Consider the following 25,540-nt stretch of genomic DNA (forward strand, 5'->3'; position numbering starts at 1 on the left):
GCAGGGTGTGGCGTGAGCGGATGCACCCCGCAACCGCCTGAAGGAGAGAGGTTCCACCATGCGAATCACCCGGAAGCAGACCGTGGCCGCGGCGGCTGCTGGTGCCGTCGTCGCGGTCCTGACCGGCACCGGCGTCGCCATGGCCGCGGGCAACACCGCCCCCACCGGCCCCTCAGCACCCACGTCGGCCGGCTCCACTGCCGCGGCTCCCGACGAGGCAGGCGTGGAGGGCGCGAACGACGGCGCCAACCAGGGACCGGACGCCAACCCGAGCGAGCCGGGCCACCAGGACGCCAGCGACGCGGGCGACGCCGCCGAAGGCCCCGAGAACGCCGCGGACGGCACGGCCGAGGGCCCCGAGAGCGCGGCCGACGACGGCGCCAACCGGGGACCGGACGCCAACCCGGACGAGCCGGGCCACCAGGACGCCAGCGACGCGGGCGACGCCGCAGAGGGCCCCGAGAGCGGGGCTGACGACACGGCCATGCGCTGACCCCACCCGGCGGTCGACCACGATCAGACCGCCGCCTGACCGCCGTCCCCGAGGAAGCGGGCGGCCCCGGGATCCTGGGGCCGCCCGCTTCGCGTGCAGGCTGCGTGATCGCCGGGATCACTACCATCTCCCGGCATGCACCGGATCTTCACCACCAGCGTGGCGTCCGTCTACCCCCACTACGTCGCCAAGGTCGAGCGGAAGGGGCGCACCAACGCCGAGCTCGACGAGGTCATCGAGTGGCTCACCGGCTTCGACGAGTCCGAGCTGAGGCAGTACCTCGACGATGGGACGACGTTCGAGGACTTCTTCGCCGCCGCGCACCTGAACCCGAACTCGGCGCTGATCACCGGGGTCGTGTGCGGCGTGCGCGTGGAGAACGTCGAGGACCCGTTGATGCAGAAGATCCGCTACCTCGACAAGCTCGTCGACGAGCTCGCCAAGGGCAAGTCCATGGAGAAGATCCTGCGCTCCTGAGCCCCGCCCGCCTGAGGGCGTCGTCACAGCAGGCGCCGCTCGTAGGCGTACGCGGCGGCCGCGGTCCGGGACCTCACGTCGAGCTTGGCGAAGATGTTCGACACGTGCCGGGCGACGGTCCGCTCGGAGATCACCAGATCCTCGGCGATCTCCCGGTTGCTGAGTCCGGCCGCCACGAGCCGCACCACCTCGACCTCGCGGGGGCTGAGTCCCCCGGGCGCACCGGTGCCGGCCGCACCCGCCAGCAGGGACGCGGTTGCGCGCTCGGCCGGGACGGCCCCTATCTCGGCCAGGGCCCGGCGTGCCGCCACCAACTCGGCCGACGCCGAGTCGCCGTCACCGAGCAGCCGCAGGGCCCGGCCCAGGAGAGTCCGGCTGCGCGCAGCCTCGTACGGTGCGGGCAGCTGCGACCACGCCTCCGTCGCGGCCCGGGCCGCCCGCAGCGCACCCTCACCCGAGCCCCGGGCGAGCTCGACCGTCGCGACCGCCTGATGGCCGGCCGCCTCGAGGGCGGTGCAGCCGAACGCCTCCCCGATCGCGCAGAGCTCGTCCGCGAGCGGCGCCGCGCCGTCCGCGTCGCCGCAGCCGACCAGGACGTCGACGGCCGCCGCCAGGACCTGGGAGCGGCCGACCGGGTCCCCGCGCTCCGCGAGCAGCCGCCGGATCGCCGCCTCCGCGGCCTCGTTCCGGCCCTGCGACAGCAGCAGCAGCGCCCGGCCCGGCTGGCCCGGGTGCCCGTGCGCGGCAGCCTGCTCGTACGCGGCCTCCGCGGCGGGGTAGTCCCCCAGCAGGCGGTACGTCTCCCCGAGCTCGTAGTGGGACAGCGCGAGCGCGGGATCGCCGCCCGCAGCCCGATAGCGGTCGACGGCTCGACCGAGCTCCTCCACCGCCTCGGCGTAGGCGCCGTGCAGCCGGAGCAGCTGGCCGCGGTGGGTGGCGCACTGGCCGGTGAACGCGACCAGGCCAGGTTGCTCGTCGCACCAGGTGGTCAGCGCGTGAGTCCACTGCCCCGCACGGTCGAAGTCGGACACGTCCTGGCATGCCTCGATCGTCGAGCAATACACCCGGCCCGCGGTGATCGGCGTGACCTGCCCGGCCATCACCCCCGTGAGGGCCTCGTCCATGACGCGCAGGCCCTCGCCCACCTGCCCGGACATGACCCGCAACCGTCCCTCGGCGTGCAGCCCGAGGGCGAGCAGGTCCGGCTCGTCGTAGCGCCGCCCGCAGTCGGTGACCTGCGGTGCCAGGCCGATCGCGGCAGCGACATCGCCGGCGAGGATGTGGCCCATCATGGTCGCGTCCTGCAGGTAGCCGCGCTCCACTGCGTCGGCCCGGTGCTCGTCGAGGAGCCGGGCGGCCCGGTCCTGCCAGCCATGGGCGACCGCCAGCTCCCCGCCCTGCCGGAGCACCACCGTCATCCAGTACGCCGCGCGCACGGCCCCGGGTCGGTCACCCCCCGCGAGGCTGGACTGGTAGGCCCGTTGCAGGGCCTGGATGCAGTCATTCCGCCGGCCGAGCAGGTAGGCCGTCGTCGCCAGCGCTGCGAAGTCGTCGGCCGTGAGGGCCGGTTCCCGCACATCCGACAGTGCCCGGTACGCCGCAACCCACTCACGCCGCTCGTAGGCCTCACGAGCGGTGCGCAGGTCCTCGACGACTCCGATCGCGATCACGTCCCTCGTCATCGAGGGTATGCGCGACAGGCGCCACCCCCAAGGCTTGGGCACCGAGGAACCGGACCCAGCTCTGTCAGGCGGCCACCCGGTCCCTGAGGACCCGGTCGATCGCGCGCGCCACGTACGCGGCGTCGCGGCCGACGCCCGGCAGCACCATGGAGCTGAACGCGTACTGGAACGACAGGCCGCAGAAGTACAGGCCCGGCACCGTCTCGGACACGCCGCGGTACTCGCGGGGCCAGCCGTCGTCACCGACGACGTCCGCCTCGATCCAGCTGAAGTCCTGTCGGAAGCCGGTGGCCCAGATGACGTTGGCCACGTCCAGGACGCGTCCGTCCTCGAGCACGGGGCACCCATCGGCGGACGCATCAGTGACCTTGTGCTGGATCCGTTCCACACTGCGCTCGGCCAGGTGGTACGGCTTCACCCGCGTGGTCGGTGCGCCACGGTGTCGTGCCTGGCGCATCTCCTTGCGGCCCACGGGAGTCCGCCGCGTCAGCAGGTGCCTCCAGGCGAAGACGACAGCGGGCAGCGCGAGCTTGAACCGGGCGGAGTCCCACTCGAGCGGGATGTTCCCCCGGTCCGGCCCGACGAGGATGGTGGGTCGCTCCGCGGCCAGCTCGTAGGCGATGTCGTAGCCGGAGTGTGAGGCCCCGACGACGAGCGCCGTCCCGGGCTGCAGGTCCGCCGGGTTCCGGTACTCGCTGGAGTGCAGCTGCTGGATGCTCGGGCGGAGCGCCGCAGCGAGTTCGGGGATTTGGGGTGCGCGACCGAAGGTGCCGGTGGCGACGACCACGGCGTCGCACGTGACAGCCTCCGACCCGACCGCCGCGGTGAACCCGCCGCCCGGGTTCGCCACCAACCGGTCGACCCGCGTGCTCAGCCGCACCGGCAGGTCCTTCGCCACGGCGTACGCCTCCAGGAAGTCAGCGACCTCGTCCTTGCCGGGGAAGTGCCACGGGTCGCCGGGGAAGTCCATCCCTGGCAAGCCGTCGAACTTGGCCGGCGTGTAGAGGCGGAGCGAGTCGTAGTGGCTGCGCCAGTTGTCCCCGATCCGAGGGTGGCCGTCCACGATGATGAACTCCCGCCCGCGCTGCGCGAGGTGGTAGCCGGTCGCCAGGCCCGCCTGACCGGCACCGATGATGAGCGTCTCGATGTGCTGGGTCGCCATGGGTTCTCACCCCGGAAGTCGGTTGTGGTCGTTGCCTCGACCGTAGGAACCCCGTCCCCGCGCCCGCGTCGGTCCGGATACCCAATCCGTGGCGGCGTGGCGCTGGGTGTTTCTGCCCATCGCGCCTGAGTGCGTACCGCCCGCAGGCGTCAGCCGGACCGGCCCCACCGACGGAACAGCGCCCTCAGGTGAGCCAGGGGTCCGCGACGGGTGGGCGTGGCGGGCGAAAGGACCCTCCGGTCCAGTCCCGCGACGACGCGGTCGTAGACCGGACGCGGCAGCGTGGCGCCCTCACGCCGCACTGCGTCCGCGGGCACGGCGAGCAGCCGGTCGGTGCGCACCCAGCTCCTGCGTCCCCGGGGGTCCCATGGCCCGCTGCCGATCGCCACCCACCCGCGGTCGGCATCGTGGTCCTGACTGGACAGCATGACCGCCGCGAGACGGCCGTCGTCGGTGCGACCCAGCACGGCGACGGGACGGTCCTTGCCCACGCGCGGGTCGTCCTCATAGGACACCCAGGCCCACACGACCTCGCCGGGGTCGGGTTCGCCGTCGCGCTCGGGTGAGTACGAGAGGACCACGTGCCCCGCGAAGTCGTACGCCCCGCCTTGGGCCGGCGGCGCCTCTCCGCCAGATCCGGTCGTCACGGCCCGGACAGTAGCGCGGTCTCGGGCCGGGTCCGCACGTCGGTGACCCGGGGTCGGGGCTACGCGGGGACCGCCGAGCGCTCCCACATCGGCGGCACAGTGGGCTCGGGCTGACGGGTGGAGCGCAGCGCCTGCAGTGCCATGCCGAACCGGTGCGCAGCATCCTCGCCGACGGGGTCGTGCCCCCACACCGAGATGCCCTGGTAGGTGGTGGGCTCCCAGCCGGACTCCAACTCCGGCGTGACGACGAGCGGGTTCCACCCGACCTCGAGCTCGAAGCCGGATGGCGTGCGGCAGTAAAAGGACAGCTCGCGGTCATTGGGATGCTGGCCGATGGACCACATCATCCGGAACCCCTCCGCCGTCACGCGCTCGTACGCCGCGAGGAGGTCGTCGAAGTCGGCGACCTGGATGTTGGCGTGCTGGATCCGGGTGCGGACCGGGTTCACCGAAAGTCCACGGACCCCGGCCACGGCGACGGTGTGATGGCGCTCGTTCACCCGGAGGAACCGGATCCGCAGGTTCATCGGCCCGATCCGCTCGAGGATGAAGTCCGACAGCCGCGTGTCGAACAGCGTCCGGTAGTAGCCGTGCACCCCCAGGACGTCCTTCGACACCAGTGCCACGTGGCCCATTCCGCTCTGGCCGGTGACGAAGGCGCGGTTCGCCATCGACAACGGCCGCGGAGAGATCCGCGGCGTCGTGAAGATCTCGGTGGCGGCCCCCTTGGGCCCGGGGAAGCGCCACAGCCGCTCCACGCCGCGCAGCGCGCACTCCTCTGCCGTCCCCTCCCGCACGGGCAGTCCGCGGGAGGTGACCCGCGCGAGGACGGTGTCGAACGTCTCGTGGTCGTCGATCTGCCACCCCAGGGCGACGACGTCCTCCTGTGTCCCGTGCTGGAGCAGGAACCGGCACTCGTGGTCGTCGATCCGGAAGCGGAGCACGTTCGGCGAGAACTCGTCCACGTGCAGCCCGACCGCGTCGGCGCCGAACCGGCGCCAGTCCGCCAGCCGGGCCGTCTCGACCACGAGGTAGCCGAGCTGGACCTTGCCGAAGATGTCGCTCATGCCCGCGGGTCTCCGTTCGGGTCGTCGAGGAACAGCGTGAGCAGGGCCTGGAACCGTTCCGGCTGCTCGATCTGGAGCCAGTGGCCCGCGTGGGGCAGGACGTGCAGTTGGGCGCGAGGCAGGTGACGGGACAGGTAGATCGACGATTCCACCGGGATGATCCGGTCCTCCCGGCCGTGGACGGCGAGGACCTCGTGGTCGATCGTCGCGAGCGCCTCCTCGGAGAACACGAGGGGGGTGCCCTCCGGGGAGAAGGTCCGCAGGTGGGATTGGCGGATGTCCTCCCGGGCGGCGACGGCGGCTCGGTCGGCCGCGATCCCGCCGAGCCGGTCGCCGTACCGCGAGGTGTCGTACATGAAGCGCCCGAGCAGGTCCGCCATCGCCTCGGGTGACGGGTCGTCGTAGTAGCGGATCATGGTGACGAGGTCAGGTGTCGGGGTGATCGGGGCACCGGCACTGCCCATCAGCACGACTCGGTCGAATCGCCGCGGGGCGGCGGCGAGCATGAGCAGCGCGATCATCCCGCCCATCGAATTGCCGACCACGTGCGTGACCGGGACGTCGAGGGCGTCCAGCAGATCGAGGGCGGCCTGCGCTCTCGCCTGCGCGGAGGCGGCGACACCGAGTGGCAGGTCCGGCGGGTGGGTGGAATCGCCGAAGCCCAGCAGGTCCGGGGCGATGTGCCGGTATCCCGTCATCGAGTCCAGCTGGCCCTGCCAGTTGGACAGCGCTCCGGCGCCCGGACCGGACCCGTGCAGCCACAGGACCACCGGGTCGCCAACCTGGCCCGCGGAGTAGGTGCGCAGGGTCCACGCCCCCACCTCGACGTCCTGCTGCTCGATCTCGTTCACCGGGTTCCTCCCTCGGTCGCGGCTAGCAGCGGACGCCTGCTCTCGGGTGTGGTCTCTCGCGGCCCCGCGAGGGAGGACCCCCTGCCGAGAACCGGGACGTCGAGCCCGGTCGCATCGGTGGCGGCCACGAAGCGGTCGGGCCGTACGACGAGGACGCGGGCACGGAAGCGCCCCATCCACGAGGTGAGGACCCCGGTGGCGTCGATGACGTCATCGCGCCCGTTCGTGGTGCTGAACCCTGCTCGCACGGCGCGGAAACGTGCGCCGAGCCGCGTCCACGCGTCGACCTGCGCAGGCGTCATCACGGCTCGTGGGTCGACGTCGCGACCGAGGACCACGAATCCGTCGCCCATGAGGTCGTCGAGCAGGTGCTCCCCGCCCCGAGGGTCGAACACCGTGGGCTGGGGGATCATGCGCCCCAGCGCGTTCGTCCGCGCGGGCTTTCCGGTGATCCAGCCCTGATGGACCCGGTTCGTGGCGTTGCTCGGCTGCAGCACCCGGTTCCACCCCGGGAGGTGCCGTGCCCAGGGGCCGATGGTGTTGCGCAGTGCGACGACGGCCCGGTTGTCGGCCTCGATGAAGAGGCCCAGCCGGACCGTCATGTCCGTCAGCAGCTTGACGTGCGGCCAGCGCTCGGCCTCCACGGTGTCGAGCAGCGTCTCGTCGGCGAGTCCGCGGCACACCACGGCCAGCTTCCACGCCAGGTTCTGTGCGTCGCGCATTCCGGACTGCATCCCCTGCCCGGCCCACGGGGGCATGAGATGGGCGGCGTCGCCGGCCAGCACGACCCGGCCGCGGCGCCACCCCTCCAGGCGGCGCAGGTGGTGGCTGTAGAACGCGTACCCCTTCAGCCGCACCTGCGACTCGTCCCGGCCCAGGGCCCGCAGGCGGCCCCACACCTTCTCCTCGGAGTCGTAGTCGGCGTCCGACTCCCCCGGAGCCAGCGGGATCTCCCAGCGGTGATTGCCCTTGGCCAGCGGGATGTCGACGACCGGCCGCGACGGGTCGGACCAGAACACCAGCTCGTCGCAGCCGGGCCAGGGGTCGAGGACCTCGCCGTCGATGACCAGCCAACGTCGAGGCCGGGTGGAGCCGGTCATGGTCAGCCCGAGCTCCTCGCGTACCCGGCTCGACCCTCCGTCGGCGGCGACCACGTAGCGCACCCGGAGCAGGTACGGGTTGCCCTCGTCGTCGAGAGCGCTGACGGTGACGCCCGTCGGGTCCTGCTCGAGGCCGGTGAACAGGTGGCCGAAGCGGACCTCCAGCGCGTCGTACCGGGAGGCGTTCTCCCGGATGACCGCCTCCATCTCGGGCTGGTAGATCATCATCGCCGTGGGGTGCCCGAGCACGTCCGGCTTCTGGACCAGCCGGAAGATCAGCTTGCCCTCGTATGTCTTCCAGCTCACCGCCGGCATCACATCCATGTCCTGCTTGGCGCGCTCGGCGATCCCCAACTCCTGCAGGATCCGCAGGGTCCAGTCGTTGACGGTGACCGCCCGGGCCCGGGAGTAGAGGTCCTTGTCCTTCTCCAGGACGACCGTCGAGATGCCCGACTTGGCCAGCAGGCTGGCGGCCACCTCCCCGGTGGGGCCGTAGCCCACGACGGCCACGTCCGCGTCGTACCTGTCCGCGTCCATCTACGCCCTCCTCGTGGCATTTCTGGAACGACTGGTCCATCTAATAGTTGGAGAACCATAGCCCGCCACCGCGTCCTGTCAAGGGTTCGCTGGCCTACGATTGGGGACATGACGACGAGCGCCGAGCGCGAAGGCGTACGCCGCAACGTGCAGGGCCAGCGGGTGCGGGAGGAGATCCTCGACGCGGCGTCGCGGGCCATGTCGGAGTACGGCTACGACGGGGCCAGCATCTCCCGGATCATCGAGGCCACCGGACTGAAGCGCAGCTCCCTGTACTGGCAGTTCGACTCCAAGGCTGCGATCGCCGCGGCCGTGATGGAACGCGGTGCGCGGCGGTTCTTCGACGCCACGCCGCTGCGGCGACGCCGTGGCGGGCCGGGGGCCCGGCTTCGGTCCTACCTGCAGGACATCGCCGACAGCCTGGACGAGCACCAGGAGTTCCTGCGGCTGTTCCAGATCCTGGTGCTGACCAACCGCGACCCTCAGATCGCCGAGGTTCTGGAGGGTGTGCGTGCCGAGGCGCGCACGCGGATGCGCGAGTTCATCGCGTCCGCCTTCGAGGACGAGGGGCCCGAACGCGCGGGGCGAGTTGCGGAACGTCTCGCGCCGCTGGGCGTGGCGCTGTTCGACGGCTACTTCCTCGCCGCGCAGATCGACGGGCCCGAGGGCCGTCGACGGCGCGTCCAGGACATGGCACAGGCCCTCGAGCACTACGGAACGGCGCTCGCCGGCTCGTGACCGACGCAGGGCACGAGCCGTCGGATCCCGCCGGCGGAGCGGGGCAGGCTCTCCGCCATTGGAGGCGTGGTTGACTTCCGCGTTCAGCACTCCGGGACGGAGGAACGCCATGACGCAACCGGACGGTAACGAGCGAGCGCGAGCGGGTGAACTGCGCCTGTTCGGGGTGCCGATGGGCGTCGAGCGCGGCGTCTACGCCACCGTGGCGCTGATGTCGGTGCTCGTGGTCTACGACGGCTGGAGCTCGCTCACCACGTTCTTCGGGATCGCTGCGGTCATCATCGGCCCGGTCCTCGCGCTGGCCGTGGCGCACTGGTTCGCTGATGCGATGGCGTGGCACTTCGAGCTCCAGCGCACCCTGCGAGGGTCGGAGTGGCTCGCCGTGGCCGGCCGGCAGCTCGACGTGCTGCTGGCTGGGGTGCCGCCGCTCCTGATCTGCCTGGTCGGCTGGCTCACCCCGATGGACGCGCGGTCGACGATCGCGGTGATCGTGTGGACGGGCGTCGCCACCCTGATCGCCTTCGCGGTGCTCGGCGCGGTCCGTGCCGGCGTGCGGGGGTGGCGGCTGATCCTCGCGGGCGCGGTGGGCGGGCTCATCGGCCTCATCGTGCTCGGCCTCCAGGTCGTGCTGAAGCCGCACTGAGGATGTCCCGGCCCGGCAGTGCCCGGGTCGATGCCGATGACCGATCGGTCCGGGCGGGTGTGAGCAGGGCAATCCGGGCCCGCCACACCGCGGTGATCGAGACAATGAGCGATCCGCGCGTGGACAGCGACGAGAGGGCAGGACGGATGGCGACGATGACCGGGCCCAGCGGTGGCCGGCCGAACATCCTGCTCCTCGTCACCGACGAGGAGCGGTACTCCCTGCCCCGGCCCGAGGGTTTCGCGCTCCCGGGCCGCGAGCGGGTACAGCAGCGGGGCGTCAGCTTCGACCGCTACTACGTGGCGTCCGCCCAGTGCAGCTCCTCGCGCTCGGTCATCTACACCGGCCGGCACATGCCCGTGACGGAGATCTACGACAACGACAACATGCCGTACATCCGCCCGCTGGATCCCGCGCTCGGCACGCTGGGCTCGATGCTGCGCGACGTCGGTTACTACTGCACCTATCAAGGGAAGTGGCACCTGTCACGCGCATACAGGGACCCTGCCGACCCGCGCCCGACCACGGACGCGCTGGAGCCGTACGGTTTCTCGGAGTTCAACTCCTGGGGGGACCTCGACGGAGGTGCGTGGGCCGGCCTCAAGATCGACCCAGTGATCGCCGGCCAGGCGGTGGCGTGGCTGCGCAACCGGGCGCCCCTTGTCGCTGCTGACCAGCCGTGGTTCATGGCCGTGAACTTCGTGAACCCGCACGACATCATGAGCTACGACTACGGCGGCCGTCGGCTCGTGGCCCCGCCTCCCAACCTGGCCGAGGCGATGGTGGTGAAGCCGCCTGCCGACATCCCCGTTTATGCCCGGGATTGGGAGGTCGAGGCACCGGCCAGTCTCGGCGACTCGCTCGCGAGTGCTGCTCCGGCGGTGCGCGAGTACGCGGCCGCGATGGACACGATGTTCGGTCCGGTGCCGGACGAGGACGCATGGCGACGAGGGATGAACTTCTACCTCAACTGCACCCGGGACGTGGACCGCAGCATCGACGTGGTGCTCGACGCGTTGGAGGCCTCCGGCCAGGCGGACCGGACCGTGGTCGTCTTCACCTCGGACCACGGCGAGATGGCCGGCTCCCACGGTCTGCGGCAGAAGGGGAATCTTGCGTACGACGAGAACTTTCACGTGCCCCTGGTCATCAGTCACCCCGACCTCGCGGCCGGCACGAAAACCGACGCGCTCGGGTCCGCGGTCGATCTCGCCCCGACGCTGCTCGACATCGCGGGGCTCGATGGGGCGAGCATCGCCGAACGGTTCCCCGGCCTGCACGGGCGCTCGCTGCTGCCGGCGCTGACCGGGCAGCCGGTCCGCGATGGCGTGCTGACCGCCGTGGAGATCCTCACGACGCTCGACGACGACTACTGGCGTGCGCTGGGCGAGCCCGACGGCCCGGCGCGGATGCAGTCGGGTGAGTTGCGCCCGGACTGGTCCAAGCGGGGGTTCCTGCGCGGCTACACCGACGGCCGCTACACCTTCGGCCGCTACTTCTCGCCACTGGAGCCCAACCGGCCAAGGACGCTGGAGCAGCTGGTCTCCGACAACGACGTGGTCCTCTACGACCGTGAGACGGACCCGTACGAGCAGGTCAACCTGGCCTACGACCCCGACCACCAGGACGTCGTGGCCGAGTTGCTCGGGAAGCTGGAGCGGCTCATCGACGAGGAGATCGGCGCGGACGAGCACGTCTGGATCACGGAGCGGCCTCGACTGGTCGGCTGGCCCACCTGGCACGGTGACGGCCGATAGCAGCCCGCCGCGGCGGTAGCGGGGGCAGGAACCGTCGCGGCGCCCCCGGCGACGCTCCTCCCACATCCTGGCGCGCCTCTGAAACCAATACAGAAGGGCCCGGGAACACCCCGGGCCCTTCTGTCTTGGTAGCGGGGGCAGGATTTGAACCTGCGACCTCTGGGTTATGAGCCCAGCGAGCTACCGAGCTGCTCCACCCCGCGTCGGCCTTGCGGCGCCCGACGAGGATACGTCAGGAGCTGTCGACGGCCAAATCCGGGTCCCCTGGCAGGTCCGGCAGCAGCAGCGCTCCGAGCGCAGTCACATCTCCGCCGAGGTCGCCCCCGCCGGTGTCGCCGCCAGGCTGGGGTGACGGAGCCTCCGCCACCGCTCCCCCGCCCGCGTCGATCAGCGCCTGGGCCTCTGCCGCGCGCCGCAGCGCGTCCTCGAGCCGGGCCTGGGCCTCGCCGTACGCCGCGAAATCGCCCGCGGCCAGCGCGGCCTTGCCGTCGTCGTACGCCTGTTGCGCGTCGGCGATCGCCTGCGCCAGAAGCGCCGTCGGGTCCCCGGTCGGCGCCGGCCCCGGTGACGAGGGCGAGGGAGTCGGTGTCGGTGACGCGGTGCCGCCGTTCTCGTCGATCGGGGGTGTGGGCGTCGTCCCCGGGATGGTGGTGAACACCTTCGTCAGTGCCGCCTCGAGGGTGTCCTCCATCGCGACGTTCGGTCCGTAGCCGGCAAGCACCTTGCGCAGCAACGGATACCCGTCGCCCTGCGCCGCCTGGATGTAGACCGGTTCGACGTACACCAAGCCGCCGTTGAACGGCAGGGACAGCAGGTTGCCGAGCACCACGTCGGAGCCGCCGCGGCGCAGCAGCGACAGCTGCGACGAGACAAGTGGGTCGGACTCGAAGTTGTTCTGCACCTGCGACGGACCGGGGATCGTCGTGTTCGACGGCAGTTGCAGGACGCGTATCTTTCCGTAGTCCGGTCCTGGGGCGGAGTTCACCGCCATGAACGCGGCCAGCGTCTGCCGTCGTTGCGGGGCGAACGTCGTCGTCAGCGAGAACGCCGGCTGCTCCTGGCCCGGCATCTGCAGGGTCAGGTAGTACGGCGGCTGGAACTGCTGCGCCGCCCGGTTGGTCGGGTCGAACGGCACGATCCAGTAGTCGGTGCCGTTGTAGAACGCGGCCGGGTCGGTGACGTGGTAGCGCGACATGATCGTGCGCTGCACCTTGAAGATGTCCTCCGGGTAGCGGAAGTGCACCACCAGGTCCTCGGGGATGGACGACTTCGGCTGCACCACGTCGGGGAACGCCTTCTCCCAGGTCTGCAGGACCGGGTCGGTCTCGTCCCACTCGTACAGCGTGACCGTGCCGTCGTACGCGTCGACCGTGGCCTTCACCGAGTTGCGGATGTAGTTGACCTGGTCGCGCGGGGCGGCGGCGACAACCGACGAGCGCGCGGTGATCGAGTCGGAGGTGGCCTCCGACAGCGTGACCCGTGAGGAGTACGGGTACTCGTTGATCGTCGTGTAGCCGTCGACGATCCAGACGATCCGGCCGTCGACGACCGCGGGATACGGGTCGCCGTCGGTGACCAGCCACGGGGCGACCTTCTCGACGCGGGTCAGCGGCTCGCGGTCCCACAGGATCCGGGAGTCGCCGTTGACCAGGTCCGACAGCAGGATGTTGGGGTCCTGGAACTTGGTCATGAAGACCAGCCGGTTGAACAGCGACCCGACCGGGACGCCGCCGGAACCCTCGTAGGTGTTGTTGCGCTGCCCGGAGGGCGCGGCGTCGTCGGGGTAGTCCAGCTCGACCGGCGGCGACCCCTCGGGGGCGCCCACGATGGAGTACGGCGGCGACAGCTCGCCGAAGTAGACCCGCGGCTGGGTGATGTCGAGCGCCCCGGTGGGCGGGATGTCGCTCTCGAAGAACGAGGGCTGGCCGTCGGTTCGGGCCGTGTTGTCGTAGGCGGCGACGAAGCCGTAGCCGTGGGTGTAGACGGCCTTGTCGTTGGCCCAGTTGCGCTGCGCGTCGGGGATGCCGTCGAGGTTGACCTCGCGGACGGCGACGATCGCTCCGCGCTGCCGCTCGTCGAGGGTGTAGCGGTCCACGTCGAGCGCGTCGGCGAAGGAGTAGTAGCCGCGGATCTGCTGCAGCTGGTTGTACGTCGGGCTCACGACCGCCGGGTCCAGCAGGCGGATGTTGGTCAACGTGCCCGCGTTGTCCTCGATGACCTGCTCGGTCGGCAGGGACACGGTGCCCGGGTAGTCCGAGACGTCGGCGTCGGCGATCCCGTACGCGTCGCGGGTGGCGGTGATGTTCCGCTCGATGTACGGCTGCTCCTTGACCAGCTCGCTGGGGCGGACCTGGAACTGCTGGACGATCGCGGGGTACAGGGCACCGATGAGCAGCGACGACACGATCATCAGGCCCAGGCCGATGAGCGGGATCGCCCAGTTACGGCGGAACGCGTTGAGGAAGAAGAGCGCCGCGCAGAGGATCGCGATGAACGTCAGGATCGTCAGCGCCGGGACCATCGCGTTGACGTCGGTGTACTTCAGCCCGGTGAACCCCGGGACCAGGGACTGGTTGCTGATCGCCAGCCCGTAGCGGTCCAGCCAGTAGGCGACCGCCTTCAGCAGCAGGAAGATGCCGATCAGGATCGACAGGTGGGCCTGCGCGGCGGCGCTGGCCCGGTCGCCGGGGGGCTGCAGCCGCAGGCCGCCGTACAGGTAGTGCACGACCACGGCCAGCAGGATCGACAGCAGCACCATCGCGAACAGCGTGCCCAGGACGAACCGCAGGAACGGGTAGGTGAACGCGTAGAAGGACACGTCGAGCCCGAACTGGGGATCGGTGACGCCGAAGTCGGTGGAGTTGCGCCAGGCCAGGTACGTGCCCCACTCCGACGCAGCGGACACGCCGGTGAGGCCACCGAGGATGAGCGGGATGAGGATCAGCAGGCCCTTGCGGAAGGGGTCCAGCGCGATCCGGTAGCGCTCCAGCGACGCCTGCTCCGGCGTCATGCCGCGGAAGGTGGGCCGCATCCGCCAGGCCAGCCACATGGTGAAGCCGGTGACGACGGCCATGGCCAGGCCGAAGACGGCGAACAGGATCACTCGGGTGACCAGGGTGGTGCTGAACACCGAGGTCTTGCCCACCGAGCCGAACCACAGCCAGTCGGTGTAGAAGCCGGTGAACACCACGAAGGCCAGCACCAGCAGGCCCAGGATGATCAAGGTGGGCAGCAGGATGCGGCCCCGGGAGGGCTGCTGGGGGGCGGTGGCGGTCGCCGGCCCCCGGCTGGCGGGGCCCCCGGGCATGTCGAAGGTCACTCCGAGAACCTACGACACACTGTCGAGGTGGACATCACGCTGACCCCCGTCGTGCTCGAGATCGAACGGCACGTGGCCGCTGGCGGCTGGGACCAGCCGCCGCGTCTGTTCGCGCTCGCCGCCACCGCCGAGCTGGTCGCCCGGGAGCCCGGGCTGGCTGCGGCCCTGGGGCTGGCGGTGGATGCGGACGTGGACGTACCGGGACTGACGCCGGTGGAGCAGGACGAGTTCCCGGCCGACCGGCCGCTGGACGACGTGCTCGCCACGCTGGCCTGGCCGCAGGACGTGGTGGGCTGCGCGCTGGCGGTGGAGCGGATCATGCTGCCGCCCGAGGCGGAGGCGACGCTGGCCGACGAGGGCCTGGACGCGGAGGCCCTGGCCCGGGCCGCGGCCGGCCACCCGGGGCGGCAGGACGTCCGGATCGTGGTGGCCGTGCTGCGGGACGGCAGCCGGGCGGGGGCCCTGCGGACCCGACAGCATGACTCCGAGCAGGACGTGCTCACCGGCGACGACCTGGTCCCCGGGCTGGCCGACGCCCTCGCCGCCACCCTGCGCGACTGACTCCCGACCCCCGGGGTCGGCCTCCGCCCCCGGGGGTCGGCCCCGGATCCGCCCCGGATCGGCCCCCGCTCCCCGTACGCCACCACCCGCGATCCCCCTCGCCCTTCGCGGCCGAATGAGTCTGGGCGTTGCTTGGAGGCCGAAACTGGCCTCGCAAGCAACGCCGGGACTCATTCGGTCGCGACAGGGCGGGGCGCGACAGGTCGGGGCGCCCAGGGGACGGGCAGCGCGGCGGGTCAGCCGCCGGAGAGGTCGTGCAGCTCGCGGAGCAGGTCCGCGTCGGCCCCCTCCGCCGCGGCCCCGCTCTCCCGGGGCGTCGCCGGTGCCGGCCCCGCCCCCTGCGCGCCACCCGGGCCACCCGGGCCACCCGGGCCACCCGGGCCACCCGCGCCCGCTGGCTCCTCACCCGGGTCCGAGCCGGAGGCCGGGGGCGCCGCAGCGGAGGCCGCTCCGCGCTGGCCCAGCCGCTGCTCCGGCGGGATCAGCCGGTCCACCCACTCCAGCAGCACGTCGGGGTCGAACGGCTTGGGCAGGTAGTAGTTCGCCCCCGACGACCACCCGGCCCAGGTGGTCTCGTCGTCGTCAGCCGCGGTGAGCAGCAGGACCGGCAGGTCGGCCAGCACCGGGTCCCCGCGCCACGTCCGCAGCACGTCCAGCCCGCTCAGCCCGGGCATCATGATGTCGAGGATCACCAGGTCCGGGCGGTAGTCCGCGGACGCCGCGAGCGCGGACGGCCCGTCGGTGGCCTCGCTGAGGACGTACCCCTCCACCTCGAGGATGTCGCGCAGCAGCGCGCGTACGGACTCCTCGTCGTCGACCACGAGCACGTGGGTCATCGGGCCTCCCCTCTCAGGCTCCCGGTGCCCTCACCGGTCGCGGTGGTCTCGGTACGGGCGCCCTGCGCCCACGCACCCCCCGGGTCCTCGGTGGACACCGACGCCAGCGGGAGCGCGAGGGCGAACGTGCAGCCGTCGCCAGGCTGGGACACCAGGGTCAGGCTGCCGCCCATGGCCTTGGCCAGCTCCAGGCTGATGTGCAGGCCCAGGCCGCTGCCCCCGGTGCGCATCGTGAACGGATCCTCGATGCGGTAGAAGCGCTGGAACACCTTGTCCTGCTCGTCGGGCGGGATGCCGGGGCCGTGGTCCCGGACGATGACCACGGCCATCCGGTCCCCGCCGCCGGGCCCGGACAGCCGCACCTCGACGGGGGTGTCGACCGGGGTGTACTTCTCGGCGTTGGACAGCAGGTTCGCGATGCACTGGCCGGCGCGGTGCGAGTCGCAGCGCACCAGCACCGGCTGGTCGGGGAGGTCCAGCTCGACCCGGTCCGCGAGCCGGGGGAACGAGGCCACCGTCCGGCGCACCAGGTCCCGCAGGTCCAGGTCGCTGGCCTGGATCGTGAGCTTGGTGGGACCGGTGACACGGGAGGCGAGCAGCAGGTCGTCCACCAGCCGGCCGAGGTGGTCGGCCCGTTCGGCGATGAGCTCCAGCGCCTCCGCCCGGCGCTGCGGCTCCATCCGGTCGCCGCGGCGGGCGAGCAGCTGCGCATACCCCTTGATGGGGGTGATCGGGGTGCGCAGCTCGTGCGAGATCGTCGCGACGAAGTCGGCCTTGAGCCGGTCGGCCCGCCGGACCGCGGTGTCGTCATGCACCGTGTACACCGCGGTGAACGGGGCACCGCCCTCCGGAGCCCCGTACCCGGCGGACCAGGCCCGGGTCGTGTAGACGGTGAGGTCGCGGGTCTCCCCGGACGGCAGGGTCACGGTCATCGACCGGGGCGGCGCCTGGTAGGCCCGCGCGTGCTGCTCGTCCACCCGCAGGAGGGTCGCGGCAGGCTCGGCGACCTCGTCCACGCTCTGGCCGGACATGTCGACCCCCGTCATCCGCACCAGCGCGGGGCTCCACAGCCGCACCCGGCCGTCGGCGGTCACCACGGCGATGCCGTCGCGGGAGTGGTCGACGACGGCGCGCAGCGACTCGGTCTCGGCGAGCAGGGCGCGGCCGGCGTCGCGGGCGCGCAGCGCGCCGGCGATGGCCGTGCCCAGGGCACCCAGCAGCGGCAGCCGGTCCGGGCCGATCTCCGTCTCGAGGCCGCCGACGACGAGGGCCGCCGGCTCGGTGCGGCCCACCTCCAGCGGCAGGACGAGCGCGGGGTCCCACCCCTCGGGCAACAGCCCGGGCGGCGCTGCGACGGCGGTCGCGTCGGTGTCGGCGACCACCGCCAGCAGGTCGGCGTCCTCCGGCCCGGTGGCCAGCCGCGCGGTCCGCCCGCCCGCCAGCCGGCGCACCGCGTCGATGGCCGGCTCCAGCACCCGGTCCCCACCGAGGTCGTCGGAGGTGGCCAGCGCCAGGCCGAAGTCCACCAGGAGGCGCGCCTGCTCGCGCTCCCGAGCGCGCTGGGCCGCGGACCGGTACGCCGACCACAGCGCCAGGGCCGGGAACGCCGCCAGCGGGACCAGCGCCGGCGCGAACTCGGCCATCGCCACCACGCTGGCACCGACGGCGACACCGCCGATCGCCATGGTGAGCGACAGCATCCACTCGTCCCGCCATCCCTCCAGGAGCGGCAGGCCCTCCAGCGCGTGGAACAGCTCGACCAGGGCGACCAGGTTGATCACGGCGAACAGGAGCGTCCCGACCACCAGCCCGATCACCGACCAGGCGGAGAACCGGGGCTGGCCGTGGCCGACGAGCAGGTACGTCGCGACCAGGGCCGACGACGCAGCGGCGTACGAGCCGAGGTTGAACGCCGCCTTGATCAGGGGTCGGCGCAGAACGACGTGGACGAGCAGCAGGCCGGCCAGCGGGACGACGACGGCCACGACCGGTGGCAGCGTGAGGACCCCGATGACGACGGCGACCTCGAAGAAGGTCAGCTCCTCCAGCGCATCGCCGTGCGGGACGGGGACGGTGACGACCTCGGCCACCGCGGTCGCGAGCAGGAGCAGCCCGACCAGCCACCAGGTGACCTCGGTCGGGGCGTCCGACGGGCGGGGCAGGATGCGGGCCAGCGCCGCGACACCGGCGAGCGAGGCCGCCCCGAGGACGCAGACCGTCGCCACCACGGCGGTGACACGACGACCCTCGGGTGCGGGGGCGGTCGCGGCGGACATCGGAACCAGGATGGCCGATCGCGAGGGCGGATGTGGATCAGCCGCGGGTCAGGCGGCAGGCCAGGACGTGAGCGCCCAGCGGCGCGCGGTCCATACCTCGGTCGCCCAGCGGCGCGCCGACCACGCGTAGTCGGTCCACTCCTGCTCGGCCCAGCGGCGCGCGGTCCACGCCTGGGAGTCCCAGGCCAGCCCGGCCCAGTCATCCGCGGCCCAGCGGCGCGCGGTCCACGCGAACGCCAGCCAGTCCTCGGCGGCCCACCGGCGTGCCGACCACGGGGCGGGGTCGACCGCGGTCCACAGGTCGCTGGCCCAGCGCCGTGCCAGCCACTCGTCGCCGGCCCAGCGGCGGGCCAGCCACTCGTCGAACGCCCAGCGGCGGGCGGTCCACTCGTCCCCGGCCCACCTGCGGGCGACCCAGTCGTCGCGGGCCCAGCGGCGGGCGTTCCAGTTCTCGGTGGCCCAGCGCCGCGCGGCGGCGATGCGGGCATCGAACTCCTGGTCGTCGGTCGCGACGGCGCCGGGCAGGATCGCCGAGGACCAGGCGGTCGCGGCCCAGCGGCGGGCCTGCGGGCTGAGCAGAAGCCACGCGGCGCGGACGGCCTCGAGGTCGCCGGCCCGCCAGCCCTGCGCGAACGCGGACCACGCGGCGGCGTCGGACTCCAGCGGGGCCTGCGACCCGACGCCCTTCGGCCACGGTGAGCTCGCGACGGGCGCCACCGGGGCGGTCCAGGCCGCGGCGAGGTCGAGGCCGCCGGAGCCGACACCGGGGATGCCGTACGTGGTCCCGACCAGCAGCGACTTCACCTGCGCGGGGGCCAGGCCGGGACGGGCGGACAGCAGAGCGGCGACGGCGCCGGCCGCGACGGCGGTGGACATCGAGGTGCCGGTGCCGCGGAAGTACGCGTCGTCGACGACGGCCTGCGGGTTCTCCACGTCGGCGATGCTGCCGGGCGCGCGGAGCGACACCAGGCTCTGGCCGGGGGCGGAGACCTCGGGCTTGCTGACGCCGTACGACGACGAGCGGGACGAGAAGTCGGAGATCGAGTCGTCGGTACGAACCGGGGTGCCGTGCTCGTCGACGGAGCCGACGGTGACCAGCAGCGGGTCGCTGCCGGGGGAGGTCACGGTGTTGTTCTTGGGGCCGTCGTTGCCGGCGGCGACCACGACGGTGAGGCCGTTGAGCCACAGCCGGTCCAGGCCGCGCATCAGCGGGTCGATGGCGGGGGGCAGCGGGCTGCCGGTGGAGAGCGACAGGCTGACGACCTGCACGCTCGGGTCGGTCGCGGCGCGGTCGGCGACGGCCTGCAGTCCGGCGAGGACGCGGCTCAGTGACGTCGACCCGTCGGCCGTCGCGACCTGGACGTCGAGGATCCGGGCGTCCGGCGCGACCCCGGCGTAGGTCCCGTCGGAGGTGCTGCCGCTGCCCGCGATGAGCCCGGCGAGGAAGGTGCCGTGGCCGAGGCCGTCCCCCGTCGGGTCGCCGCTCACGTTGACGTGCTCGACGCGGCCGGCGAGGTCGTGGACGTCGGCGACGCCGGTGTCCACGAGGGCCACGGTCACCCCGGCGCCCTGGGAGCGGTCGTCGTCACCGATGGTGGCGCGGTACGTGGCGCCGGTGGTCACGGTGGCGGCGGCGGTGACCGGGTCGGGCTTCTTGGTCGGGACGCCGGCGAACTCGACGGCGGCGTCCGGGGTCGCAACGGTGCCCTCGGGAACGGCGCCGTCCGGCAGCTGGACCAGCAGGGCGCCGGCCACCGCGTACCGCTCGAGGACCTGGCCGCCGAGCGCGGCGACGTCGGCGGCGGCCTGGTCCAGGGCGGTGGGAGAGGAGGACAGGACGGACAGCACGCGAGTGATGGTGGCGGGAGCGACGGCGGTGGCGGGCGCTGCGCCGGCCAGGACGGCGGGGGTGAGGAGGGCGGCGCCGGTGGCGGCGGCGATGCCGGCGGCCACGAGGCGGGAGCGTGGTCGGCGGGCACCGGGTCGTACGGGTGCCGTTGTGGGCGTCACGTTCGCAGCCATGACCATCTCCCGACCGCTGACAGGCCCGTGCACAGGCGAGTCCGTAGTGGGATTCGGCATTCCGGGGGTGCCGTCTCGATGGACCGTTCGGACCATTTCGCCCCGGCCCGAACGTCCAGCCGGTCACCTCACCAGCCCCAGCGGCCCCGAGCGCCCCGGTCGCCCCGTCCGGCGATCCCCCGGGTCCCCCACTCTCCCCCGGCGGCCGAATGAGTCTGCGCGTTGCTTGGGGCCCCGAAACGGGCCGGTAGGCAACGCCCGGACTCATTCCGTCGCGGGAAAGCGCCTCGCGCGGCGCAGCGGCCAGCCCGGGGGTCAGGACCCGCGGGTCAGGAGGCGGGGCAGGTGGGGAGGGTGCCGCCGGCGTGCCAGGCGTCGAGGGCGTCCACCGCCTCGGCCAAGGTGGCCACCGGCACCACGGTCAGCCCGTCCGGGACGTGCCCGGCGGCCTCCGCGCAGTGGTCCACCGGCATGAGGAACAGCTCCGCGCCCGCACCCCGGGCACCCGCCAGCTTCTGCCGGATGCCGCCGATCGGGCCGACCTTGCCGTCCGGGGTGATCGTGCCGGTGCCGGCCACGTGCCGGCCGTCGGCGAGGTCCTCGGGGGTGAGCTTGTCGATGATGCCGAGGCTGAACATCAGTCCGGCACTCGGACCGCCCACGTCGTCGAGGCTGAACGTGAGCGTGAACGGCGCCTGGTAGAGCGCGGCGACGGTGATGCCGAGGTACGGACGCTCCGGGTCGTCGGGGTTGGGAGCGGAGGTCACGACGACCTCCTTCTCCTCCCCGTCGCGTCGCACGGTGACGGCGATGTCGCTGCCGACCGGTCGCGCCCGGACGGCCTCGCCGACGTCCTCGGGCGCGGCGATCTCGCGTCCGTCGACCTGCAGGATCTGGTCCCGGGGCTCCAGCTTCCCCTCGGCCGGGGAACCCTTGGCCACCGAGGCGATCAGCACGTCCTGCTCGAGCGGGATGCCGAGGTGGTTCAGTGCGGCGGCGGTCGCGTCGGACTGCGAGGTGCTGAACGCCACGGCGTTCTCCTGCTCCACCTCGTCACCGGTGACGTCGTCGGGATAGAGCAGCTCGCGCGGCAGCACCGCGTCCTCGGAGTTGGTCCACGACAGCAGCGCCTGGCCCAGCGTGAGGCCGCCGCGCGGGCCACCGGACTCCGACACGGTGGTCATGTCCAGGTTGCCGCTGGTCGGGTAGGTCGGCGTCCCGGAGATCTCGATCAGCGGGGTGCCGTCGTACTCGCCGATGACGTTGAACGTCGGGCCCGGTGACAGGCGTACGTAGGGCACGGGCAGCAGCGCCGCCACGGCCAGCAGGACCACCAGCGACATCGCCGAGACGACCAGGGCGGTGGTGCGCCGGCTGCGCTGCCGGCGCCGTCGAGAGGTCCCGGGCTCGACGCTCCTGGGTTCGACGGTTCCGGGCTCCTCAGCCGTCGGGACTGACGGCTCGGGGGTCGGGTCCGCCTCGGCCGGCTCGGGCCGGTCCGCGGTCACGCGGCGGTGTGGTCGGCGTCGCGGCGACGCATGTCCCCGGGCGGGGTGTCGGTGAACCCGCGCTGCTGTGGCGCGGACGGGCGCCGACGGGCCGACGCGGACCGGGGGCTGCGCGGCTCGGCCGGACCGGCCGGCATCGGCCGCTCCATCGCGGCCTTGAACCGCTTCATGTCCTGCATCGCCTCGTGCGCGTCCGCGGGTCGGCTCGGCCGGCTGCGCCAGGCGGCCCACAGCAGCGCGAGCAGCGTGGCCCCCAGGGGGATCAGCCACCAGGCCAGCGCCTGCACGAACACCTCCTGCGACCCAGACTGCGAGCGAACGACGAGCGGACCGGCACGACCTCGCGGGCCGCGCACCGGACGACGTCCCAGGGTACGGCCCCCGCGGACCGTACCGCCTCCCCCGGCCGTCGCGCGCGGGGGTGATCCCGCCCACGGTCCCCGGCCACGCCGCTCCCGGGACCGAAGTGACGGATGTGACGTACGGGGCTCAGGGCGGGTCAGCGCCGGGGCGGCAGCTCGCCTCAGCGGCCGCGCAGCCGCCGGGCGCGGCGCACGAAGGCCGCAGCACCCAGCACGGCGACCGTGGCCCCGGCAGCCCCGGCTCCGGCGATCGTCGCGTCACGCACCCCCAGCCGCCGGCCGGCGATCGCCCGCTCGCCCTCGACCGCGTCCAGCAGCGCCTGCAACGCCGTGGTGTTGTCGTGCTGCGGCCGCCAGCCGGCCGCGCGCAGCCGGGTGGACGGCACGACCCACGGGTAGGCCACGTACGCCAGCTCGCTGGCCGGGGACGGCACCACGCCGGCACGATGCAGCCGTTCGGCGGTGGCGAACGCCATGGTGGCGGGGACCTCGATCGTGCGCAGCCCCGAGACGGCCGCGACCTCGTCCTGGGAGAGGGAGCCCTCGCAGCCCACCGTTGCCGAGTCGGCGTCCAACCGCCCGAGGACCGCGACCTCCACCGCAGCCGCCAGATCGTCGACATGGCAGAACTGCCAACGCATCTCGGTGTCCCGCACCGACAGCAGCCGAGGCGCGGCGAAGTGCCGGGTCACCAGCGTGTCGATGCCGGGACCTGCGAGCGCGGCCGGCCGCAGGACGATGACGTCGAGGCCCGGGTGGATCGCCCGGGACACCGCCGCGATGTCCTCGATCTCCAGCAGGTCCGCGGGCAGCCCCTCCGGCTCCGCCCGCAGCGGCGCATCCTCGTCCAACGGCACCGGGTTGTCCGGGGCGGCGCCGTACACCGTCGCCGACGTCACCAGCACCACCCGGCGCACGCCCGCCGCGGCCGCCGCGGTCACCACGGTGCGCGTCCCGGTGACGTTGCGGTCATGCCGATCCGCGGGCTCGGCCTCCGGCGACCGGTCGACGGCGCAGTGCACGACCACGCCGACCCCGGAGAGCTTCTGCACCAGGCCCGGATCACGGATGTCGCAGGTGCGCCATGCCACGCCGTGGACCTGCGCGGCCGCGGGCGGGCGGGTCAGGTCGATGCCGTAGACCTTGCCGACGCCGTCGGCGGCGACCAGTCGGCGCAGCACCGGGATCCCGACCGCGCCGCTGGCGCCCGTCACGGCGACCGTGGGGTTGTTCGCGGGGGGCGTACGACGGCCGCGGGCGGTCGTCACCACGCGACCCCCGCGGATACCGTGGGCACCATGCACCCACGCATCCCGTCCGGTTCGGGCACGCGCACATCCTGCCTCAGCGCCGTCCCCGGCACAGTGGCCTCGGCGGTCCGGCCATGAGCGGCAACGTCCCCTTCGGCTTCGGCCCGGCCGGCGACGACGACCCGGACCGCGAGAACCAGGAGGGCGAGAGCGGCGACTCCGGTTCGACCGCAGGCGGTTCCGGCGACGCGGGCAACCCGCTGGGCGGCTTCGGCGACGCGCTGGCCGGCATGGGGCTCGGCGGCCTCGGCGGACCCGGTGGTACGGGCAGCTTCGACATGGGCCAGCTCGGAGCGATGCTGCAGCAGCTCGGCCAGATGCTGCAGGGTGGCGGCGAGGGCCCGGTCAACTGGGACCTCGCGACCAACGTGGCACGTCAGGCCCTGGTGCAGGCAGGCGACCCCGTCGTCTCCGACGCCGAGAAGCGCGCGGTCGACGACGCCGCCCGGCTGGCCGACCTGTGGCTGGACCCGGTGATGTCGTTCCCGAGCACCTCGGCGGGCGCGGAGGCCTGGAGCCGGTCGCAGTGGCTCGAGCGGACCCTGCCGGCATGGCGGCGGATCGTGGAGCCGATCGCCGAGCAGGTGCAGGACGTCCTGGGGTCGGCACTGCCCGGCGCCGAGGGCGGCGGCGCGCTCGGCGAGATCCCCGGCCTGCCCGAGGGCATCCCGCCGGAGCTGGCCGGGATGATGGGCCCGCTGATGGGCATGGCCCGGCAGATGGGCGCCTCGATGTTCGGCATGCAGGTCGGGCAGGGCCTGGCCGCGCTGGCATCGGAGGTCGTGGGCGCGGCCGACATCGGCATTCCGCTGACCGCTGACCGCCGCGTGGTTCTGCTGCCGCGCAACGTCGCCGCGTTCGGCGACGGCCTGGACGTGCCCGGCGGCGAGGTCATGCTCTACCTCGCGCTGCGCGAGGCCGCCCACCAGCGGCTGTTCGCGCACGTCCCGTGGCTGGGGGCGCGGCTCGAGGGCGCAGTGCAGGCCTATGCCCGCGGCATCCACGTCGACGTGGACCGGCTGCGCGAGGCTGCGCAGGGCGTCGACCCGCAGAACCCCGAGGCACTGCAGGAGGCGCTGTCGTCCGGCGTGTTCGAGCCGGAGGACTCCCCGGAGCAGAAGGCCGCCCTGGCACGGCTGGAGACGCTGCTGGCGCTGGTCGAGGGTTGGGTCGACGACGTGGTCGACGCAGCCGTCGACGACCGGCTGCCGTCGGCGGCCCGGCTGCGCGAGGCGATCCGCCGCCGCCGGGGCGTCGGTGGGCCGGCGGAGAAGACGTTCGCGACCCTGGTCGGCCTGGAAATGCGGCCGCGTCGGCTGCGCGAGGCGGCCGAGGTCTGGCGGTCGCTGCGGGAGAGCGGCGGCATGGCGGCCCGGGATGCGCTGTGGGGTCACCCCGACCTGCTCCCGACCGCTGAGGACCTCGACGACCCGGTCGGCTTCACGACCCGGTCCGCGCCGCTGGACCTCGGCGAGATCGAGCGCTCGCTGGGGCAGGACCTCGACGGCGACGGCCTGGTCGGCGACGGCGACGCGGGCGACCGGGCGGACGACGCCGACGACGACAGTCCCGGCGGCGACGAAGCAGACCCGGACGCCGGCGACGGCCCCAACCGCGGCTGACCCGGTCGGCGCCGACGTGCTGGAGACCGTACGCACGGAACTGTCCGGGTGGACGGCCCCGGACCCGGTGCAGTCAGCGCTGCGGGACGACTACCTGGCGTTCCTCGACGCCCACCCGGACGGGCTGTGGCGGGAGTGCGACGCCGGGCACCTGACCGCCGGCGCCCTGGTGGTCGACCCCGACTCCGGCCGGGTGCTGCTGCACCTGCACAAGAGGGTGGGCCGCTGGCTGCAGTTCGGCGGCCACCTCGAGCCGGGCGACTCATCCCTGCGCGACACCGCGGCGCGGGAGACCGCCGAGGAGAGCGGGCTGGACGGCCTGGTGCTGCTGGACTCGCCGGTGCGACTGGACCGGCACCCAGCACCGTGCCGGCCGGCACCCGGGCGCGACCACCTGGACGTGCAGTACGTCGCCCTCGCGCCCGGCGGAGCGGTGCCCCGGGCCAGCGACGAGTCACTCGGCCTGGCCTGGTTCGACTGGGACGACGTGCCGCGCGAGGACACCTCGGTGACCGCCCTGGTCGCGGCCGCGCGGACGGCGCTGCGGGCCCCCTGACCGGGCCCGGGCCG

At 73.0% G+C, this 25,540-nt stretch carries 21 protein-coding genes and 1 tRNA gene; 8 read left to right on the forward strand and 14 right to left on the reverse strand.

From position 1 onward, the window contains the following. Positions 1 to 58: 58 nt before the first annotated feature. Together R2737_02195 and R2737_02200 are read left to right on the forward strand one after the other, a co-directional pair. Positions 59 to 493: a hypothetical protein gene (locus tag R2737_02195; protein ID MEZ5115055.1), complete on the forward strand. Its 435-nt coding sequence runs from the start codon at positions 59 to 61 to the stop codon at positions 491 to 493. Between the two features lie 135 nt (positions 494 to 628). Next, positions 629 to 970: a DUF2200 domain-containing protein gene (locus R2737_02200; protein ID MEZ5115056.1), complete on the forward strand. Its 342-nt coding sequence runs from the start codon at positions 629 to 631 to the stop codon at positions 968 to 970. Between the two features lie 23 nt (positions 971 to 993). Here the strand turns inward: R2737_02200 and R2737_02205 are convergent, their stop codons facing one another. From R2737_02205 to R2737_02230, 6 genes are all read right to left on the reverse strand, one after another. Continuing rightward, positions 994 to 2,652, reverse strand: a complete 1,659-nt coding sequence (locus R2737_02205) for a LuxR C-terminal-related transcriptional regulator (GenBank protein ID MEZ5115057.1) — start codon at positions 2,650 to 2,652, stop codon at positions 994 to 996. 64 nt (positions 2,653 to 2,716) lie between these two features. Continuing rightward, positions 2,717 to 3,814, reverse strand: a complete 1,098-nt coding sequence (locus R2737_02210) for an NAD(P)-binding domain-containing protein (protein ID MEZ5115058.1) — start codon at positions 3,812 to 3,814, stop codon at positions 2,717 to 2,719. Between the two features lie 149 nt (positions 3,815 to 3,963). Next, positions 3,964 to 4,461: a type II toxin-antitoxin system PemK/MazF family toxin gene (locus R2737_02215; GenBank protein MEZ5115059.1), complete on the reverse strand. Its 498-nt coding sequence runs from the start codon at positions 4,459 to 4,461 to the stop codon at positions 3,964 to 3,966. Positions 4,462 to 4,520: 59 nt separating this feature from the next. Beyond that, positions 4,521 to 5,528, reverse strand: coding sequence for a VOC family protein (locus R2737_02220; GenBank protein ID MEZ5115060.1), 1,008 nt, complete (start codon positions 5,526 to 5,528; stop codon positions 4,521 to 4,523). Continuing rightward, positions 5,525 to 6,379, reverse strand: coding sequence for an alpha/beta hydrolase (locus R2737_02225; GenBank protein MEZ5115061.1), 855 nt, complete (start codon positions 6,377 to 6,379; stop codon positions 5,525 to 5,527). The genes R2737_02220 and R2737_02225 overlap by 4 nt, the downstream gene beginning before the upstream one ends. Beyond that, entirely contained in the window at positions 6,376 to 8,016 is a 1,641-nt protein-coding gene (locus R2737_02230) for a bifunctional 3-(3-hydroxy-phenyl)propionate/3-hydroxycinnamic acid hydroxylase (GenBank protein ID MEZ5115062.1), read from the reverse strand. The genes R2737_02225 and R2737_02230 overlap by 4 nt, the downstream gene beginning before the upstream one ends. 108 nt (positions 8,017 to 8,124) lie before the next feature. Between R2737_02230 and R2737_02235 the strand changes: the two genes are divergently transcribed. The 3 genes from R2737_02235 (at position 8,125) to R2737_02245 (ending at position 11,154) form a co-directional block, all read left to right on the forward strand. Further along, positions 8,125 to 8,754 carry a TetR/AcrR family transcriptional regulator gene (locus tag R2737_02235; GenBank protein ID MEZ5115063.1) on the forward strand — a complete coding sequence of 210 codons (630 nt, stop codon included), beginning with the start codon at positions 8,125 to 8,127 and terminating at the stop codon, positions 8,752 to 8,754. A gap of 109 nt (positions 8,755 to 8,863) precedes the next feature. Continuing rightward, complete coding sequence (locus R2737_02240) at positions 8,864 to 9,397, forward strand: hypothetical protein (GenBank protein MEZ5115064.1); 534 nt, start codon at positions 8,864 to 8,866, stop codon at positions 9,395 to 9,397. Positions 9,398 to 9,501: 104 nt separating this feature from the next. Next, entirely contained in the window at positions 9,502 to 11,154 is a 1,653-nt protein-coding gene (locus R2737_02245; GenBank protein MEZ5115065.1) for a sulfatase-like hydrolase/transferase, read from the forward strand. Positions 11,155 to 11,280: 126 nt separating this feature from the next. Here R2737_02245 and R2737_02250 read toward each other — a convergent pair. Together R2737_02250 and R2737_02255 are read right to left on the reverse strand one after the other, a co-directional pair. After that, positions 11,281 to 11,357 (reverse strand) — tRNA-Met (locus tag R2737_02250). Between the two features lie 29 nt (positions 11,358 to 11,386). Beyond that, on the reverse strand, positions 11,387 to 14,473 hold the full coding sequence (locus R2737_02255; protein MEZ5115066.1) for a UPF0182 family protein: 3,087 nt from the start codon (positions 14,471 to 14,473) through the stop codon (positions 11,387 to 11,389). 27 nt (positions 14,474 to 14,500) lie between these two features. Between R2737_02255 and R2737_02260 the strand changes: the two genes are divergently transcribed. Beyond that, positions 14,501 to 15,034: a PPA1309 family protein gene (locus R2737_02260; GenBank protein MEZ5115067.1), complete on the forward strand. Its 534-nt coding sequence runs from the start codon at positions 14,501 to 14,503 to the stop codon at positions 15,032 to 15,034. 236 nt (positions 15,035 to 15,270) lie between these two features. On the opposite strand, the gene R2737_02265 is transcribed toward R2737_02260, so the two are convergent. From R2737_02265 to R2737_02290, 6 genes are all read right to left on the reverse strand, one after another. Then, positions 15,271 to 15,870: a response regulator transcription factor gene (locus tag R2737_02265; protein MEZ5115068.1), complete on the reverse strand. Its 600-nt coding sequence runs from the start codon at positions 15,868 to 15,870 to the stop codon at positions 15,271 to 15,273. After that, complete coding sequence (locus R2737_02270) at positions 15,867 to 18,146, reverse strand: PAS domain-containing sensor histidine kinase (protein ID MEZ5115069.1); 2,280 nt, start codon at positions 18,144 to 18,146, stop codon at positions 15,867 to 15,869. Before R2737_02270 ends, R2737_02265 begins: the two co-directional genes overlap by 4 nt. A gap of 48 nt (positions 18,147 to 18,194) precedes the next feature. Further along, positions 18,195 to 20,099, reverse strand: a complete 1,905-nt coding sequence (locus R2737_02275) for a S8 family serine peptidase (protein ID MEZ5115070.1) — start codon at positions 20,097 to 20,099, stop codon at positions 18,195 to 18,197. Positions 20,100 to 20,497: 398 nt separating this feature from the next. Beyond that, a complete protein-coding gene (locus R2737_02280) occupies positions 20,498 to 21,676 on the reverse strand; it encodes a PDZ domain-containing protein (protein MEZ5115071.1) in 1,179 nt (392 codons plus the stop codon). Continuing rightward, positions 21,673 to 21,963 (reverse strand): hypothetical protein, encoded by a 291-nt coding sequence (locus R2737_02285; protein MEZ5115072.1) that lies wholly within the window; start codon positions 21,961 to 21,963, stop codon positions 21,673 to 21,675. The genes R2737_02280 and R2737_02285 overlap by 4 nt, the downstream gene beginning before the upstream one ends. A gap of 236 nt (positions 21,964 to 22,199) precedes the next feature. Then, on the reverse strand, positions 22,200 to 23,306 hold the full coding sequence (locus tag R2737_02290) for an NAD-dependent epimerase/dehydratase family protein (GenBank protein ID MEZ5115073.1): 1,107 nt from the start codon (positions 23,304 to 23,306) through the stop codon (positions 22,200 to 22,202). 116 nt (positions 23,307 to 23,422) lie between these two features. On the opposite strand from R2737_02290, the gene R2737_02295 reads away from it, so the two are divergent. After that, positions 23,423 to 24,970, forward strand: coding sequence for a zinc-dependent metalloprotease (locus R2737_02295; GenBank protein ID MEZ5115074.1), 1,548 nt, complete (start codon positions 23,423 to 23,425; stop codon positions 24,968 to 24,970). Positions 24,971 to 24,986: 16 nt separating this feature from the next. Continuing rightward, positions 24,987 to 25,526: an NUDIX domain-containing protein gene (locus R2737_02300; protein ID MEZ5115075.1), complete on the forward strand. Its 540-nt coding sequence runs from the start codon at positions 24,987 to 24,989 to the stop codon at positions 25,524 to 25,526. The last annotated feature ends 14 nt before the right edge of the window (positions 25,527 to 25,540 follow it).

This window comes from Candidatus Nanopelagicales bacterium (assembly GCA_041393815.1).
Lineage (GTDB): Bacteria > Actinomycetota > Actinomycetes > S36-B12 > JAWKJK01 > JAWKJK01.